We start from the raw sequence: 17,303 nt of genomic DNA on the forward strand, positions 1-17,303 counted from the left end.
GTAAAAGCAAACCTTATACAAGCGCAATATACCTTGATGATCAACAGGCCCTTAATTAGCGAGCGGTAATAATAACCATGCAATCTCTAGTGCAAAAATTCTTGCTTCAGTGTGAACCTGAAAAAAGTCACAATTTCACCATTAACTGGTTAAACAAGACCCAACATACACCGCTGAAATGGATGTACAGCACACCGACGATAAAAAAGCCCGTTACCGTTGCAGGCATGACCTTCGATAATCCGGTAGGACTTGCCGCCGGGCTTGATAAGAACGGCGATTGTATTGACGCATTTGCGAGCATGGGATTTGGTTTTGTTGAGATAGGCACGGTAACGCCTCGTCCGCAGCCAGGAAACCCAAAACCTCGTTTATTCAGAATTCCGGAAAAGCACGCCATTATTAATCGCATGGGATTTAATAATAAAGGTGTTGATCATCTTGTAGAACAGGTGAAAAAGGCTCAGTTTAAAGGGCCTATTGGTATTAATATTGGTAAAAATAAAGATACCGAAGAAGCGAATGCGCTCGACGATTACCTGATTTGTTTAAACAAAGTTTATCCTTACGCAAGCTACGTCACTATTAACATTTCGTCACCGAACACACCTGGCCTAAGAAACCTCCAATACGGTGAAGCGCTCGATAAGCTGTTAGTTGGCCTAAAAGCAGCACAGGAAACGCTAACGCAAACCCACGGTAAATATGTGCCGCTGTTCATTAAAATAGCGCCAGATTTGAGCGATGTGGAAATTGACAGTATTGCTGCTTCGCTAATTAATAGCAAAATGGATGGTGTAATTGCTACTAATACGACACTTTCACGTGATGCCGTTGCCGGATTACAGCACGCTGAGGAAATGGGCGGTTTAAGTGGCTCGGTTATGACAGATATGAGCTTAGAAGTAACACGCAAGCTAAACAAAGCACTTGACCGCGCTATTCCTATTATTGGCGTTGGTGGTATTGACTCACCCGAAGCGGCACAAGCACGCTTGGACGCTGGCGCATCACTGGTGCAGGTCTACTCGGCTTTTATTTATCAAGGCCCATCGCTCGTTAAACGCATCGTAAACGCGTTATAATATACCCAAACCAATCTCTCGTGTACGTGCTTTTTCTTAAGCACGTACATCAAAAACAGGTACATGAATGAATACTATTCTGGTTACGACCAGTCGCGGTCTTGACGAACTATTAAAACAAGAAGTGCTACGCCTTTGCCCTGATGCGCAAGTTAAGCAAGGGCCTGGCACTATTCAGTTTGAAGGCTCAAAGGAAGATGCGTATAAACTTTGCTTATGGTCACGCTTAGCCAACCGCGTAATTTGGGTGCTTGCATCAGGAAAAGCAGGTGACGCAGATGCACTGTATAATACGGCTATGGGTATTGACTGGCAAATGCAGATGGATTCACGTCATACCTTATCTGTACAGTTTATCGGCACAAACTTTGCCATAAAAAACACCCAATTTGGTGCGGTTCGTGTAAAAGACGCCATAGTCGATTCGTTCGTAGAGCAGGGCTTACCGCGCCCATCAGTAGAGCGTAAAACCCCTGATATCTCTGTATATGCAAGGCTGCATCGTGATAATGTGATTTTAGGCATAGACCTAGCTGGCGCCAGCTTGCACCAACGCGCATACCGACAAGAAACGGGCGACGCGCCGCTTAAAGAGCATATCGCAAGCGCAATGCTAATGCGTAGTGGATGGACAGAGAATACCGACGCGCCATTAGTAGACCTCATGTGCGGTTCAGGCACTATCGCCATAGAAGCGGCTTACATTGCCCGTAACATTGCACCAGGTATTAAGCGAGTTTTTTGGGGCTTCACTAAATGGCTTGGCCATGAAGCGAAAGTGTGGGATGAGCTAGTCGAACATGCTATTTCCGCGCAAAAGCCAAGCTGCGGCGGCATTTACGCAGGTGACTTCAGCAGTAAAATGGTAGCCATTGCGAAAGCCAACGCCGACTTCGCTGGTGTGTTTAACGATATTTCCTTTTCACAACAAGACGCAACGAAATCGTCGCCGCCGGTAAGTACTCCAGGCTACGTTGTGTCTAACCCTCCTTACGGTGAGCGTTTGGGCGAACTAACCTCGCTAATACCATTATTTAGTGACTGGGGTAAGCGCTTTAAAGAAGCGTGGAAAGGATGGCATGTGTCACTGCTTAGCAGTAATCGTGATTTGCTGCGCGTGCTCAAGCTACGTGCCACTAAAGACTATGCCATGAATAACGGTAAGCTGGAATGTCGCTTAGCCAACTATGTGCTTGATGAACAAAACACGGTACAGTTTAGCGAGGACGCTAGCAACCACGAGTTTGCTAATCGTTTGAAGAAAAACCTCAAACGCATGAAAGGTTGGATAAAGAGCGCTAACACTAACTGTTACCGCATATACGATGCTGACCTGCCAGATTATAACGTTGCAGTAGATAGATATGGTGACTGGCTGGTCGTTCAAGAATACGCGCCGCCAAAAACGGTTTCTGAAGACAAGGCACGAAAACGTTTGCAAGAAGTCTTGCTTCATTTGCCAGCAGTAACAGGTGTTTCACCAAAACAGATAGCGCTTAAAGTGCGTAGCCAACAAAAAGGTACAAAACAGTACGAGAAAATTAATCAGACTGGCGACATGATGGAAGTGTTTGAAAATGGCGCTCGTTTCCTGGTTAACCTTACTGACTACTTGGACACAGGCCTTTTCTTAGATCACCGTAATACCCGCCAAAAAGTGCAGGCGTTGTCCCAAGGTAAAGACGTTCTTAACTTGTTTTCATATACGGGAAGTGTGTCTGTTTTCGCAGCTATGGGTGGTGCGAAATCTGTTACTACTGTGGATATGTCTAACACCTATTTAGAATGGGCAAAGAAAAACGTAGCACTGAATAAACTTACTGGCCCACATGCTTTTATTCAAGCGGATTGCACAACATGGTTAGGTACCCATAAAGGGAAATACGACTTAATTTTTATTGACCCACCGTCGTTTTCTAACTCAAAGCGGATGCAAAGCACGTGGGATGTACAGCGCGACCACGTAAAAATGCTTACCGACGCTAAAGCGTGTCTAAAAGAGCAGGGGATTATTATATTCTCTAACAATAAGCGTGGCTTTAAGTTAGATGAAACCGCCATTAACAATCTTGGATTGTCAGTGGAGAATATAACCAAAGACACTATTCCAGAAGATTTTGCACGTAAAGGCAACATCCATCAGTGCTGGGTGCTAGGCTCATGAAAATTTATTTTTACACCGGGCCGCAATGTAGCCTGTGCGACTTAGCCGATGTTGAGCTTCAACAAACGTCTATGTTTTCATCGCTTAATATAGAGAAGGTTAACATTCGCACTAGCACTGAGCTTTATCATTTGTACGGTGCAAGGATCCCCGTTTTGAAACGGGCAGATAACGAAAAAGAAATTGGCTGGCCTTTTAATACCGCCGATTTAGAGGAGTTTCTTCAGTGAGCATTTTGCAGTTAAAAAACATCACTGTTATTTATGGAAATCCGCCGCTGTTAGACGGTGTCGAACTGGTTGTACAGCCTAAAGAGCGCGTTTGCCTAGTAGGTCGCAACGGTAGTGGTAAATCAACGCTAATGAAAGTTATCGCTGGCGATATTATTGCCGACGATGGGCAGCGTATAATTGAAAATAATACGGTCATTGCGCGCCTAGAGCAGGACCCGCCCCAAACTACCGATGTGACGCTTTTTGACTATGTTGCCGAAGGCTTATCTGACGTAGGTGAAACACTGAAAGCCTACTTTCATCAAACCCGTATCGTTGGTGAAGATCCAAGCGAATCGAATTTAAATAAATTACAGCGACTACAAGAACAGTTAGAAGCCAGAGACGCGTGGCAGTTTGAACAGCAAATTGAACAGACGCTAACCATGCTAAAGCTAGACCCTGAGATATCGCTATCTACTCTTTCTGGGGGATGGCGCAGAAAAGCAGCGCTAGCTCGTGCGCTTGTTCGACAGCCGGATTTGCTCCTGTTAGACGAACCAACTAACCACCTTGATATTGAAATGATCCGCTGGCTTGAATCCAGCTTGAGTAATTACCAAGGCGCAATTGTGTTTGTAAGCCACGACCGTGCATTTATACGTGCCATGGCTACGCGAATCATTGACCTTGACCGCGGCTCGGTTACGAGCTATCCGGGTAACTACGAAACTTATTTAGAAAAGAAGCAGCACGATTTAGAGGTTGAAGCTTCACAAAACGCTGAGTTTGATAAAAAACTAGCGCAAGAAGAGGTATGGATTCGTCAGGGCATCAAAGCCCGCCGTACCCGCAACGAAGGCCGAGTAAGAGCGCTGAAAAAACTACGCGAGGAGCGTAAAGCGAGAAGAGCGGTTCAGGGCAATGCGGTAGTCCATCAACACCAGGGCGCGCGCTCTGGAAAGATGGTGTTTGAAGTAAAAGACTTAAGCTATAGCATTGAAGGCAAGCCTATTGTTGAAGGGTTAAACCTGAATGTTTTGCGTGGTGACAAGCTTGCTCTCATTGGTCCTAATGGTAGCGGTAAAAGTACGCTTATCAAGCTTCTACTCGGCGAACTCCAGCCCGATAGCGGCAACTGCAAACAAGGCACTAACCTTGAAGTTGCTTACTTTGACCAGCACCGCCACGGGCTGGATTTAGAAAAGTCTGTGATAGACGCGGTAGGCGACGGTAAACGCGATCTGATGGTAAATGGCCACCCACGCCATGTGATCAGCTATTTACAAGATTACTTGTTTACGCCTGAACGCGTTAATGCACCGGTTAAGTCGCTATCAGGTGGAGAAAAAAACCGCCTGATGCTAGCAAAACTGATGCTTAAACCGAGCAACGTTTTGGTGCTGGATGAGCCTACCAATGACTTAGACGTTGAAACCTTGGAAATGCTCGAAACCTTACTCAACGAATATACCGGCACCGTGCTTTTAGTCAGTCACGATAGGGAATTTGTTGATAACGTAGCAAATAGTAGCGTGGTATTCGAGGGTAATGGAATGCTTCGCGAATTTATTGGGGGTTTCACTGACGTAGAAAACTGGTATAAAGAGCAACAGGAAAAACGTCAGCAAATCGAAAAGGAAGAAAAAGCCAAGGTAAAGAATGAAACTAATTCAGCTTCAGACAGTCCTAGTGCTAAGTCTTCTCCCCGTAAGACGAAAAAGCTATCATACAAAGACCAGCGTGAACTTGAGTCCTTACCGAAAGAACTAGAAACACTTGAGGAAGAGCTTGAGGCTATGCAAGAAAAAGTGAACGACCCGGACTTTTTCAAACAAGACAGTGACATTACTGCCAAGGCGTTAGCCGAGTTGGCAGATAAAGAAGAATTACTTTCCCAGAAATATGCGCGCTGGGATGAACTAGAAAGTATGCTGGAAGATAATCAGCAGTAAATAGGATTTTAAATGAAACGAACTCAGCTTGCCGCCGCCGTTCTGTTGGCAACAGGAAGTGTTTCGGCATTCGCCGCGACCTATTCAGTGACGCCTCTTCCTTTACAGGATACCGCTAGAAACAATTTTGCTCGTTCGATTGATAACTCAGGCAAAATGTTGTCTGTCGTTCAACTGGAGTTCAATCCACCAATCGACGCAGAGCAGCTTGAAGAAGACACGACTTTTTTTGACCAGTTCGGTGAGAGTCTAGAAAACGAAGATGACGCACGCCAGGGTGTTTTTACAGACATAGACTACACCACGGTAGTAAACTATCTTCTATCGAACCCAAATCTTACAACGGGACAGAAGCTAGCGTCGTATAGAACCTATGCAACCGACACTCAAGATATATCATTAGTACCAGGTCTTGATGAAGTTACAGACAAATTTGATGACTATACGCGATCTGTTGAATCGACTGGTCGTGACAGCTTGAACGGTAACTTTATTGTCGGTGATTCTTCGGGACTGGTTGTTCTAGACCCATATGAGAACGAAGATGGCGATACATTAAACTACACGTATCCAGAGTCAGCACAACAAGCCTTTGTTCAAGCATCTGGAGAGACTAAAGTACTTCCAGCTGTTGATGACACTGTAGGAGGGTTCTCTTCAGCTCGAGCAATAAACGCAAACTTACAGGTTGCAGGTTTCAGTACTGTTAGTTTCCGCGATGATGTTGCCGATGCTGTTGAAACGTGTACAGACGATGAGTCTCGTGGTGACACATCTGAAGGTCGCTGCCTGTTTACTATTTATAATGGCGATTTTGCTGTTCCACGTATTTCTAGCTACTTCATTAATTCATCTACAAATTACTTACCGAGCTTCGTATTGCTGTCTGAGGTTAACGCTACCATTTGGCAGATCGATGTCAATGGCGATGTAATCAGCACCGATACCTACCCGTTATTATTTGAACCTGATGAAGACGATACACGCCACTATTTCACGTATGCCTATGACATAAATAACCAAGGTATCGCAGTCGGTGAAGGCCTTACTGGAGATCGCATTACGATAACGCGCCCAAATACATCAGGCAGGACTGAAAGTGAACGAGTTGCAACGGTTTTCAGAGACGGTGAAACCATTGAACTTCTTCCACGCGAAGAAAATATCATTAGCCAGGCTATCGCAATTAATGATGAAAATTGGGTGACGGGTGCAGTGCTTCGTTCACAAAGCGATATCGCACGCTCTCGTTTGTTTGTATACAACCTTGATACCCAAGAACAGCATTACCCTGATGGCTTCTTCGTGAGTGCTGGTGTGACTGCGAATGCCATTAACAATAATAATATCGTAGTGGGTAAGGCAGACGTGGATGCAACGAGTGATACGCTTCGCGATACAGCGGCATTTATGTACAACATTGATACTGAAGAGTTTACTAACTTAAATGATTTAGTTTCTTGTGATAACCCATATGAGCTAATTGAAGCAGTAGATATCAACGATGATAATGAGATCATTGCGAATGCGAGAATTAAAGCTACGAACAAGTATGTAACGGGTAACGATATAATTAATTCAGACGGTGAAACAGAAGAAATCGACTCCGTAGTGGCGGTTAAACTGTCTCCATTATCGAATGGTTCCATAGATGAATGTGAAATTCCTGAGGACGAACAGCCCTATGAGCGAAAAGGAGCTGCAACAGGTTTACTCGCATTTTTTGGTCTATTTGCTGCAGTATTTATGCGTAGACGTATAAAGAAATAGCTGACCCTTTGGACAATATGTAATCAATATTAAAAGAGCCACCTATGCGTGGCTTTTTTTATGCCTAAAAAACGTAAAAAAAGACATATTTATGCATAAAAAATGTAACATAAATTTCATAGAAACTTCATTTATTTAAATTTTGTCAAGCCCTTTTATTTTTTATTTTTCTTGAACCATTTAGTTAATTGCACTATCACAGTATTGTACGCAATCACTTTTCCGGCACTATCAACCGAAATGATGTAGAGCGCTCGAGAAAATGATTTGTTGTACTTTCAACAAACAAAAGAGGCTAATCAATGAAAAGACAAAAAAGAGATAAACTGACACGCGCCCATTCGAAAGGCTATCAAGCTGGCATTAGCGGTCGTTCAAAGGAAAATTGTCCATTTCAGCAAAACGATGCACGTTCACAGTGGTTAGGTGGATGGCGCGAGGCAGTAGAAGACAGACACTTAGGTTTAAGTGTTAAATAACACTTCTCTTTTATGAACTGATTATGCAAAAAGGAAAGCCCCTGAAAAGGGGCTTTTTTGTTGGTCAACGTTAATTGACCTTATAGCTCTATAAAGGCAGTTTAGAAGTTTGAGGTATCTTGGAACAAGCCAACTTTCAAATCTTTCGCTACGTAAATCTCACGGCCATCAACTTCTACTGAACCATCTGCCATACCCATGAAAAGTTTACGCTTTATCACGCGCTTCATCGTGATCTTATACGTTACCTTCTTAGCGGTTGGAAGGATTTGACCGGTAAATTTAACTTCACCTACACCTAAAGCTCGGCCTTTACCAGGGCCGCCGCTCCAACCTAAGAAGAAACCAACTAACTGCCACATCGCGTCTAGGCCTAGGCATCCCGGCATTACCGGATCACCTGGGAAGTGACAATCAAAAAACCATAAATCGGGGGTAATATCTAATTCAGCGATAATTTCGCCTTTCCCATGTTCACCGCCATCTTCTGTAATTGAAACTACGCGATCCATCATTAACATGTTAGGTGCGGGAAGTTGACTGTTACCTGGGCCAAACATTTCACCACGGCTACACGCCAATAAATCTTCTTTGTTAAAACTATTTTTCTTCTCTGACATTCCCAACTCGTTGCTGTTATTAAAGTGACGCTGCTAATTTAGCGAACAGTTGTACGCCAAACAACTCTGAACAGTCATTTTTCTGAAGAAAAACGCATGCTAATATAGGTTTAGCAACTTTGGCTTGTACAAACATCGTTCTACACGTGTGATTTTTGTACTACTTCTAAATACAAGCTCTACAGTAACGTAACATTGTGTGAAAACTATGACAGAACAAACAACGAAAAAAAGCATTAAAAAGAGTGCCGCAGATAGAGCTAAAGCCAACGCTGATAAACAACGAAGATTCAGAGAAAGGCAAAAAGACGCAGGTAAGAAACTTGTAAGAGGCTATGTTAGCCCTGAAGCAAAGGCATGTTATGACGAAATACGCGACAAAACTGGCTGGACTGACAGTGAAGCTATGTCAAATGCCATGCGGCTTATGTACGCAGCTTACAAATGTGGACAAATTAAACTACTGAATGAATGGCTTCGCAAAAATAACCGTTAGCCGGTTTATTTAATTTTTGTTTTCAGCCATGCACGACTCGGACTATTTTGCATGGTGTGGCGTTTAACAATGCGATGCGCTTCTTTAACCACATCATCTCGCTCGCGATAGTCCCATAAGCGTTTTGCCGTGATGCGATTATTCTCTGTTATATCAACGAGCGGTTCAACGTAGTCGCGTTCAACGTCAAAATCTAACATTTGCGCTTCTAGGGGCGGCAATAAGTGAGGGGCGTGAACAGCTTCACTGGGTAATTTAGCAAGTTCTGGCACCCACTTTTTGATAAATACACCTTCAGGATCTAATTTTGAAGATTGTGTTGCAGGGTTGTATAACCGCACGGTGTGAATGCCGGTTACGCTAGCCTGCATCTGTATTTGGGGGTAATGAATACCTGGCTCAAAATCTAAGAACTGTGTTGCCAAATAATGCGCTGCCTTTAGCCAGTGTACATTTAGGTGATGACACAGAAAACTGGTTACCATGGCGCGCATTCGAAAGTTTAAGTACCCGGTATACTTAAGTGCTCGCATGCAGGCATCTACCAACGGATAGCCGGTCAATCCCATTGTCCAAAGGTAAAAGCGACGCTCGGCTTCTGGACCATCTATAAACGGAAAGTTTTCGTATCCACTATTCATTGGTCGCCATTCAATACTGTGTTCGCTCTCAAATTTTTGAATAAAATGGCAGTGCCAATGTAACCGAGACGTTAAAGCGGCTAGGGAGCGACTCCATTGTTTTCTATCAGAATTCGGCAGTAACTTTTTCGTCTGCTTTTGATGTTGGACGCTTTGGTAAACTTGCTTAATTGATAGATTGCCCCATGCCAAGTAGGGACTTAAACGAGAACATGCCCGTCTTGCATATTCCGGCTTAGAAATATGTTGATGGTAGTATTGTCCTCTAGCATCGAAAAAATCTTTTAATACTTGCCAAGCACGCCTTTCACCGCCTGGCTGCATCTTGTTTAATTTTTTTAACTTGTCTAAAACATCCTGCCGATAATAATTCGCTTTCTCGCTACAATGAGTGCCGGTTTGATTAGTAATATGACAATCAAACAGACCAAGCTCATCTAAATTTTTGCAAGCAGTGTTGATGTTGTTATGCTGGGCCCAGTCGACCCAATTAACGCTATTTATATCAATATCATAGGTTTTCGTTGTAAAGTGACGATCCCAGTTTTGCTGCCATTGCTCACGGTGAGGCAAACCACGCATCACTGCGCCATACTGGGACTCAATATGGTTTATTTTCTTTTTCTTCAAATAGTTACTTACTAAAATGTCACGGTTATGCGTAACGCTCAACCCTATTTCTTGGTAACTCCTAACTGCTGAAATGGCGTAGTGCTGGGCAATAAGTTCGAGCGCATCAATAACTTCACAGTGTAAGGTCAGTAAACGGGCGCCTGAAGGCAACTGGGCGTTAATGTCGTCGATACTTTGCTGGATAAATTGCCAATGACGCATGTCCATATGCGGGTCGGCTATAAGGGAAGGCTCCCAACAAAAAAGCGGAAGAATGTTTTCGTTTTTTTCAACTGCACGGTAGAGAGGCTCGTGGTCTCGAAGACGAAGGTCACGTTTAAACCATATGACAGTGACCGATTGTTTAGAATGTACTGGAACCATACGACGAACTAACTACAACCACTTTTTACGAAATTGGCCGTCCGAATCATAAATCTCAGTCTGCTTTTGAAGGTTGAACTGTCTGTGGCCGCGAGGGTCGCTTCCAACACCAGCTAAGTAAAGCCAATTGCCCCAATTACTCCCCACATCGTAATCGATTAATTGATGCTCAAACCACGCTGCACCGTATCGCCAGTCCTGCCTTAGTTCGTGAACCAAACAGCTCGCAACCAGTTGCCTGCCTCGGTTTGACATATAGCCAGTTTCAGCGAGTTGTCGCATGCAAGCATCGACTATCGGATAACCGGTTTTTCCTTCGCACCATAACGCAAAGGTTTCCGGACAATGCTGTGTCGACGGCTTTTTACCCTGGATACCGCTAAAACGAAACCAATTGGCCCCGTATTTACACTGTAACCAATGAAAAAATTCGCGCCAAAGTAATTCAAAGTATATCCAATAAGTGGAATCGTTTTTTTCAACGGTTGCTTCAAACTGTTGAACTTGCCGAATGACTTCCCGTGCAGACAGCGACCCGTTCGCTAACCAGGCCGAAAGCTTGGTACTGTCTTGCCAAGTATCTAAAGCGTTCCTTGTGTCTTTATACGTTGCTGCAGCTTTCCAATCGAAGAGATAAGTATTTAAATGCGTCAGCGCTGCTGTTTCACCTCCAACAAACGATGATTGAGACGGGCTTGGTAAATCAGTATCAATGGCGAATAAAAAAGACTCATCTAATTGCGGTGTAAAAGGGCTTGGTAAGCTTTCCATGGGTGGATGGACAGATAATGGCTTACAGTGCTTTTCTACTTTTCTGCGAAACGGACTAAAAACGTCGGGCATCTCTTTTATGTTGAAAGGAAGGGTTTGTGCATCAAATAAGCCAAACGTCGGAGTTTCTATTACTGTTACCGAATCGAAAAAGCGCTTTACTGTATTTAATTGTGCTCTCTCATTAAAACCACAGTGCTCGCTTACCCCAAGGTGAGAATATGGTCCGGACTTCATCAATTGAACTAAACGCTCAGCAGGGTCGCCTTTGACAATGAGCAAATCATGTCCGAGCTTAGCTAATTGCCGTTTTAAATCCACAAGTGTTTGAAGCAGGAATGTGTGCCTATGTTTCCCCATAGGCGCAAAACCATATGTCGTAGGTGTAAACGCTTTATCATCAAGAATATAAAGAAAAGTAACCTGCTGAACTGCTTCACACAGCGCAGAAATAGCAGCATTATCGTGAAGTCTAAGGTCATGTCGAAACCAATATAAACCTCGTTGATTGTTGTTCGTACGTTTTGTTTGTTGGTGGTGATTTATCATACTAATTTTGAGTATTTTTTTACTATTTCTACGGATCCTGAATCCGAGTTTTATCGTAGTACATGCAATACGAATAATATTAAGATTTGGCGCAATGCCTGAGGAAAAAAAGTGACCGTTCCCGTTAGTATAATGTGGTTCAGACAAGACCTTCGTGTAAAAGACAATCCGGCCTTAAACGCTGCCTGTGATATGGGAAAAATAGTACCCATCTACATATATGATGACACTGCACCTAATGGCAGAGAGCCTGGGGGGGCAAGTAAATGGTGGCTGCATCATTCACTCTCGTCGCTCAATAAACGCTTGAACGGACATTTACAAATATTTAAGGGTGACCCACAGACACTTATTCCAAAGTTAATGAAATCATTTAACGCTAAAGGTATCTTTTGGAATCGGTGCTATGAGCCATGGCAAATAAACCGCGATAAAACGATCAAGAAAACCTTAATCGAGCATGATTATGAAGCCCATAGCTGTAACGGCAGCTTACTATGGGAGCCAATGAAAGTATTAAAGAAAGACGGTACACCGTATCGCGTATTTACACCCTACTACAAGAAGGGCTGCCTGCAGGTTGAAGAGCCTCGTTATCCCAAAGCACCACCCGCACGTATTACTTATGCGGATGTCGACAACGACAGCGATGGATTAACATCGCTAGATTTACTCCCTTCCATCAACTGGGATGCAACCATTGAAAAAGAGTGGTCACCAGGCGAAGACGGCGCCGCTGATAATTTAGCTGACTTTATTGAAAATTCAGCACGTAAATACAAAGACGGCAGAGACATACCGTCAGCCAATGGGACATCGCGTTTGTCGCCGCATTTACACTTTGGTGAAGTGTCTCCAAATCAAGTTTGGTACGCGATAAAAGACCAGTTTGGAAATAGTGAAAACAAAAGCATTGAAACCTACTTGAGTGAGTTAGGTTGGCGCGAGTTCAGCTATTATTTGCTGTTCCATTTTCCTACTTTGCCTAATAAGAACTTCAACGAAAAGTTCGATAAGTTTCCTTGGCGCACAGATGCGAAAGCGCTCAAAGCGTGGCAAAAGGGAAATACAGGCATTCCTATCGTAGACGCTGGCATGCGCGAACTGTGGCAAACGGGCTACATGCATAATCGAGTTCGCATGATTGTGGGCTCGTTTTTAGTGAAAAATCTATTACTCAGTTGGCATGAAGGCGAGCGATGGTTTTGGGATACATTGTTGGATGCCGACCTTGCGAGTAACAGTGCTAGTTGGCAATGGGTTGCGGGTTCTGGCGCTGATGCTGCGCCTTACTTCAGAATATTTAACCCAATACTACAAGGCGAAAAATTTGATAAAAAGGGCAACTATGTGCGTAAGTATTGCCCTGAATTGAACAAGCTGTCAGACAAGTATATCCATAAGCCATGGGAAGCCCCTTCGGCGATATTGAAAGATGCAGGTATAGAACTTGGTAAGGAATACCCAAAACCTATTGTTGATTTAAAAGCATCGCGTCAACGCGCGCTAGACGCATTCCAAACATTAAAAGAGTAGGGTATGGCAGCACTCATTTTAGTTTTAGGCGATCAGCTTACCGAGACGTTGCCAGCGATTGCTAACGCAGTAAAAAGCAAAGACACAATCTTGATGGCCGAAGTCCGTGAAGAAGCCACCTACGTTAAGCACCATAAGAAGAAGATAGCGTTTTTGTTTAGCGCAATGCGTCATTTTGAAAAAGCGTTGCGAGACGACAATTTTAACGTTAACTATGTTCATTATAGCGACACAAACAATCAGGGCGATTTGCTCGCTCAGGTTAAGCATGAACTTAACGGAAATGATTTTGACGAAGTAAAGGTGACTATGCCCGGAGAGTACCGCTTACTCAAAAGCATGGAGCAATGGGAAAACGTGCTTGGCATACCCGTTAGTATATGTGATGACAATCGCTTTTTATCGTCCCCACAAGAATTCACGGATTGGGCTGAAGGCAAGAAACAACTTCGAATGGAGTTTTTTTACCGTGAGATGCGTCGCAAACACAACGTGCTCATGGAAGGAAAAAATCCCATTGGCGGTAAGTGGAATTACGATGCCCAGAATCGCGAAGCAATGCCTGAAACCCAGAGAGTACCGAAGCATTCTACGTTTGAGATTGATGACATTACTTCGAAAGTTATTGAGCTCGTAAAAAGCGAGTTTAGCGATCATTTTGGCGATATCAATCACTTCCACTTTGCGGTAACTCGAAAAGACGCACTCAGCGTATTGAATACTTTTATAGAAGAAAGATTACCTAACTTTGGTCAGTATCAAGATGCCATGGTGGAAGGCAAGCCTTGGCTTTATCATTCACATATCGCGTTTTATTTGAACTGCGGTTTACTGACGCCAAAAGAAGCCATTCATGCAGCCGAGCAAGCTTACCATGCAGGGCAAGTTCCACTGAATTCTGCTGAAGGGTTCATTCGCCAGATTCTGGGCTGGCGGGAGTATGTTAGAGGGTTCTACTGGCACTTTATGCCAAATCTAAAAACCGATAACTACTTCAATAACAGCCGCGCATTGCCCTCGTTCTTTTGGGACGCCCAGACGAATATGAACTGCATGCGCCAGTGTATTAAAGAAACGCAGCAGAACGCTTATGCCCACCACATACAAAGATTGATGGTTATTGGTAATTTTAGTCTTTTAACTGAACTTAGCCCTGAGGAAGTGCAGGCATGGTATCTGTTAGTGTATGCCGACGCATATGAATGGGTTGAACTTCCTAATGTTGCGGGCATGATTTTGTACAGCGATGGAGGTAACCTAGCAAGTAAGCCGTACGTCGCAAGCGGAAGCTACATCAACAAGATGAGCAATTACTGCAAAAATTGCGGATACCAAGTTTCTAAAAAGACCGGACCAAAAGCGTGCCCGTTTAACTACTTATACTGGCACTTTATTGACAAACACAAGGAAAAATTGAGCAACAATCACCGCATGGCCATGATCTATAAAACCTACGGGCGAATGAAAGAAGAAAATATCGAAACTATGAAGCAAGATGCCTCAACATTCCTGACTAAGCTAACGAAAAATGAAGAAGTCTGATTTACCCACCAAAATTTGTCCGGTTTGTCAGAGACCATTTACTTGGCGCAAAAAATGGGAAAAGAACTGGGAAAATGTACGTTATTGCTCAAAACGTTGCTCAGGAAATAGAAAACCACTGAAAGCAAATGAATGATAGTAGTATACGTTTTTATCAAAGGTAACGCTTCTTTATGACTTGGCCAGGTTAATCATTTGTTTCTTACAGTACGTATAACGCATAGTGAACATACAAGGAGAGTGTTGTGGAAGCACCGATTACCGTAGATAGACTGCGTTTCCTTTTATACAGTGTAAAAGAAAAGCTTTGGGTAAAACCTCTTGGCTTTTGTTTGCTCTCAATATTTGCTGTATTCGTCGCTAAAGTAGCAGACGGGACTTCATTGGCTGAGCATATTCCTGAAATAAAACCCGAATCAGTTGAAACACTGCTTTCAATTATGGCATCTAGCATGATGGTGATCGCCACGTTTTCTGCAGGTACCATGGTTAATGCTTATGCTTCGGCCAGTCAGTCGTCAACGCCGCGTTCTCTAAGCCTTATAATATCCGATGATGTATCACAAAATGCTCTGTCAGTTTTCATAGGCGCATTTATCTATAGTGCTGTAGCGCTTACTGCAATGACTCAAGCTTTTTTCGATGAAGCCGGGCTTTTCATTTTATTTTGTCTAACCTGTCTGGCTTTTTCGATAGTTATTTTAACTTTTATCCGGTGGGTAGACAGCGTTGCACGATTAGGGCGCGTGGGGTCAACGTTATTAAAAGTGGAGCACGCCACGACACGCGCAATTAAAAATAGAATAGATATGCCGTGCTTAGGCGCAGTACCGCAAGAGCAAATAAAAGAGCAGGGGACGCATGCCATTTATACTAAACAAGTGGGCTATATTCAGCTTATAGACATTGCCAAGCTGCAACACTGGGCTGATAAAAACGACGGTTTTATCAATGTTGCCATGTTACCCGGTGAGTTTGTTTCACCAGAGCGTGCCATAGCATATTCAAATAAAAAGGTAGTATCAGATGAAATTGTTGACGCATTTACTATAGGTGAAGCCAGATCCTTTGAGGCTGATCCTCGCTTTGGCTTTATCGTACTAGCCGAAATTGCATCTCGTGCATTATCGCCATCGGTTAATGACCATGGTACTGCAATAAATACCATTAGCAGCATTACACGCCTTATGTTGTTGTGGCACAAGCCCAAATCCGAAACTGAAACCGAAAACTCACAAAGCGATAGCGCTCAGCATGAGGAGTTTAAATATAACCGCATTTCATTGCCTGCGTTAAATGTGAATGATCTTTTTGACGATGCGTACACCAGCATTGCCCGTGATGGTGCTGCTAATATTGAAGTTGCTATCCGAATACAAAAGTCACTAAAAACAATTAAAGCGTGCTTTAAAGATGAAGGTACAGGCATAGAAAGAGATTTTGTTGAGGCGGCGTCTAAGTTAGCGAAGCAAAGTTACGAACGTGCAAAGTTGGCATTGGATTACGAAGACGATATTAAGCGAATTGAGCGCGTTTATAATGATAACTAAACCTGTAATTTATTACTGCCAAAATCACTGCTAAAAATACTTAAAGTAAACAGCTAGCCAGTCTATATAATCTCTGCATACCACAAACCATGTAATCTACGTAAATGATCGATCGAGTTTCTTTTTGTAGTTAATCAGATTAAATCTGATTAACTACAACTCAGATAAACACAGCAACATTTTAAATAGCTAAAAATCCACATTTAAAAAATTAAAGTCTAGTAGAAAAATACAAAGACTGCGTCTTTCTGTTTGTTAGTTATACCCATAATTAATCAAAAAACTAACGTGACGCTACGTGAATGAAAATACATTTTGCGAGGTGTAGTGCTACAGATTTCACGTAGCGCACGATTTATAAATTCCATGTCTAAATCCAAAGTTCATAGCAACTTTCAATAGAAACTACTGACACAATTGAAGCAAGTGCGGTAACGCTGAGGCACAAAAATAGCTGCCACGCATAAAAGTCTGTAAGTAATCACAGCCAACAAAACATCCGAATAAAGTGACATTTTCGCCCTAATCGTCCATATACATAATTTCGCATAATGTATATTATGTTAAATAGAGTATCAAAATTGATGGTGAATGAGCCAGATGGTGCTTTGCAAATAGCTCTAAGCTATCCTTCCCGTAACAATTAGTTTTTCGTAAGGTTTAATTACAATTAACACAGATAAATAATAGATTTAATAATGTTCCTAAAAATATGTATCAGGCGTAATCCTTCAATATTTATATTATTTAATGTGCGGATAGAAACATTAATTTATAAGCTCAAGTAGCCAAATACATAACGCTGATGTAATAAATAAAGGAAGCTAATTATTCCTAGGATAAAACGACTGCTGTAAGGTTTATTTTTTTAACAGTAAGCGCTAATGTGATAATAAGGACTATTTATTAATTGCTCTTTATTTTAAATATCATCAAT

The 17,303-nt window shown here is 42.8% G+C and carries 14 protein-coding genes; 11 read left to right on the forward strand and 3 right to left on the reverse strand.

Features of this window, described 5'->3' with window-relative positions; genetic code table 11:
• Positions 1-77 precede the first annotated feature (77 nt).
• The 6 genes from pyrD to rmf all read left to right on the forward strand — a co-directional run bounded on the left by pyrD (position 78) and on the right by rmf (position 7,665).
• Positions 78-1,085, forward strand: coding sequence for a quinone-dependent dihydroorotate dehydrogenase (gene pyrD, locus BIZ39_RS04635; protein ID WP_187446469.1), 1,008 nt, complete (start codon positions 78-80; stop codon positions 1,083-1,085).
• A 67-nt stretch (positions 1,086-1,152) separates the two neighbouring features.
• A complete protein-coding gene (gene rlmKL / locus BIZ39_RS04640) occupies positions 1,153-3,249 on the forward strand; it encodes a bifunctional 23S rRNA (guanine(2069)-N(7))-methyltransferase RlmK/23S rRNA (guanine(2445)-N(2))-methyltransferase RlmL (RefSeq protein WP_187446470.1) in 2,097 nt (698 codons plus the stop codon).
• A complete protein-coding gene (locus BIZ39_RS04645) occupies positions 3,246-3,479 on the forward strand; it encodes a glutaredoxin family protein (RefSeq protein WP_014949555.1) in 234 nt (77 codons plus the stop codon). Before rlmKL ends, BIZ39_RS04645 begins: the two co-directional genes overlap by 4 nt.
• Positions 3,476-5,416 (forward strand): ABC transporter ATP-binding protein, encoded by a 1,941-nt coding sequence (locus BIZ39_RS04650; protein ID WP_187446471.1) that lies wholly within the window; start codon positions 3,476-3,478, stop codon positions 5,414-5,416. Before BIZ39_RS04645 ends, BIZ39_RS04650 begins: the two co-directional genes overlap by 4 nt.
• Before the next feature lie 12 nt (positions 5,417-5,428).
• Positions 5,429-7,186 carry a DUF3466 family protein gene (locus BIZ39_RS04655; protein WP_061095051.1) on the forward strand — a complete coding sequence of 586 codons (1,758 nt, stop codon included), beginning with the start codon at positions 5,429-5,431 and terminating at the stop codon, positions 7,184-7,186.
• Between the two features lie 302 nt (positions 7,187-7,488).
• On the forward strand, positions 7,489-7,665 hold the full coding sequence (rmf, locus tag BIZ39_RS04660) for a ribosome modulation factor (RefSeq protein ID WP_014949558.1): 177 nt from the start codon (positions 7,489-7,491) through the stop codon (positions 7,663-7,665).
• A gap of 101 nt (positions 7,666-7,766) precedes the next feature.
• Here the strand turns inward: rmf and fabA are convergent, their stop codons facing one another.
• Positions 7,767-8,285, reverse strand: coding sequence for a bifunctional 3-hydroxydecanoyl-ACP dehydratase/trans-2-decenoyl-ACP isomerase (gene fabA / locus BIZ39_RS04665; RefSeq protein ID WP_014949559.1), 519 nt, complete (start codon positions 8,283-8,285; stop codon positions 7,767-7,769).
• Positions 8,286-8,493: 208 nt separating this feature from the next.
• Between fabA and BIZ39_RS04670 the strand changes: the two genes are divergently transcribed.
• Positions 8,494-8,781, forward strand: coding sequence for a hypothetical protein (locus BIZ39_RS04670; RefSeq protein ID WP_014976601.1), 288 nt, complete (start codon positions 8,494-8,496; stop codon positions 8,779-8,781).
• A gap of 5 nt (positions 8,782-8,786) precedes the next feature.
• Here the strand turns inward: BIZ39_RS04670 and BIZ39_RS04675 are convergent, their stop codons facing one another.
• Positions 8,787-10,418, reverse strand: a complete 1,632-nt coding sequence (locus BIZ39_RS04675; RefSeq protein WP_187446472.1) for a cryptochrome/deoxyribodipyrimidine photo-lyase family protein — start codon at positions 10,416-10,418, stop codon at positions 8,787-8,789.
• Between the two features lie 12 nt (positions 10,419-10,430).
• Positions 10,431-11,738 carry a DASH family cryptochrome gene (locus BIZ39_RS04680; protein ID WP_168463618.1) on the reverse strand — a complete coding sequence of 436 codons (1,308 nt, stop codon included), beginning with the start codon at positions 11,736-11,738 and terminating at the stop codon, positions 10,431-10,433.
• Positions 11,739-11,849: 111 nt separating this feature from the next.
• Here BIZ39_RS04680 and BIZ39_RS04685 point away from each other — a divergent pair, with 111 nt between their 5' ends.
• From BIZ39_RS04685 to BIZ39_RS04700, 4 genes are all read left to right on the forward strand, one after another.
• Positions 11,850-13,274: a cryptochrome/photolyase family protein gene (locus BIZ39_RS04685; protein WP_168463617.1), complete on the forward strand. Its 1,425-nt coding sequence runs from the start codon at positions 11,850-11,852 to the stop codon at positions 13,272-13,274.
• Between the two features lie 3 nt (positions 13,275-13,277).
• Entirely contained in the window at positions 13,278-14,816 is a 1,539-nt protein-coding gene (locus BIZ39_RS04690) for a cryptochrome/photolyase family protein (protein ID WP_168463616.1), read from the forward strand.
• Positions 14,803-14,952, forward strand: a complete 150-nt coding sequence (locus BIZ39_RS04695) for a DUF2256 domain-containing protein (protein ID WP_081099375.1) — start codon at positions 14,803-14,805, stop codon at positions 14,950-14,952. The genes BIZ39_RS04690 and BIZ39_RS04695 overlap by 14 nt, the downstream gene beginning before the upstream one ends.
• 109 nt (positions 14,953-15,061) lie before the next feature.
• Positions 15,062-16,366 (forward strand): DUF2254 domain-containing protein, encoded by a 1,305-nt coding sequence (locus BIZ39_RS04700; protein WP_168463615.1) that lies wholly within the window; start codon positions 15,062-15,064, stop codon positions 16,364-16,366.
• Positions 16,367-17,303 lie beyond the last annotated feature (937 nt).

The organism is Alteromonas sp. BZK5, from assembly GCF_014349115.1.
In the GTDB taxonomy this organism is placed as follows: domain Bacteria; phylum Pseudomonadota; class Gammaproteobacteria; order Enterobacterales; family Alteromonadaceae; genus Alteromonas; species Alteromonas macleodii.

What these genes read in the sequence shown, in the direction of transcription:
- BIZ39_RS04655 (WP_061095051.1), top strand. Translation starts at nt 5,429, where the DNA reads ATGAAACGAACTCAGCTTGCCGCCGCCGTTCTGTTGGCAACAGGAAGT.
- BIZ39_RS04695 (WP_081099375.1), top strand. Translation starts at nt 14,803, where the DNA reads ATGAAGAAGTCTGATTTACCCACCAAAATTTGTCCGGTTTGTCAGAGA.
- BIZ39_RS04670 (WP_014976601.1), top strand. Translation starts at nt 8,494, where the DNA reads ATGACAGAACAAACAACGAAAAAAAGCATTAAAAAGAGTGCCGCAGAT.
- rlmKL (WP_187446470.1), top strand. Translation starts at nt 1,153, where the DNA reads ATGAATACTATTCTGGTTACGACCAGTCGCGGTCTTGACGAACTATTA.
- rmf (WP_014949558.1), top strand. Translation starts at nt 7,489, where the DNA reads ATGAAAAGACAAAAAAGAGATAAACTGACACGCGCCCATTCGAAAGGC.
- BIZ39_RS04680 (WP_168463618.1), bottom strand. Translation starts at nt 11,738, where the DNA reads ATGATAAATCACCACCAACAAACAAAACGTACGAACAACAATCAACGA.
- pyrD (WP_187446469.1), top strand. Translation starts at nt 78, where the DNA reads ATGCAATCTCTAGTGCAAAAATTCTTGCTTCAGTGTGAACCTGAAAAA.
- BIZ39_RS04645 (WP_014949555.1), top strand. Translation starts at nt 3,246, where the DNA reads ATGAAAATTTATTTTTACACCGGGCCGCAATGTAGCCTGTGCGACTTA.
- BIZ39_RS04675 (WP_187446472.1), bottom strand. Translation starts at nt 10,418, where the DNA reads ATGGTTCCAGTACATTCTAAACAATCGGTCACTGTCATATGGTTTAAA.
- BIZ39_RS04690 (WP_168463616.1), top strand. Translation starts at nt 13,278, where the DNA reads ATGGCAGCACTCATTTTAGTTTTAGGCGATCAGCTTACCGAGACGTTG.
- fabA (WP_014949559.1), bottom strand. Translation starts at nt 8,285, where the DNA reads ATGTCAGAGAAGAAAAATAGTTTTAACAAAGAAGATTTATTGGCGTGT.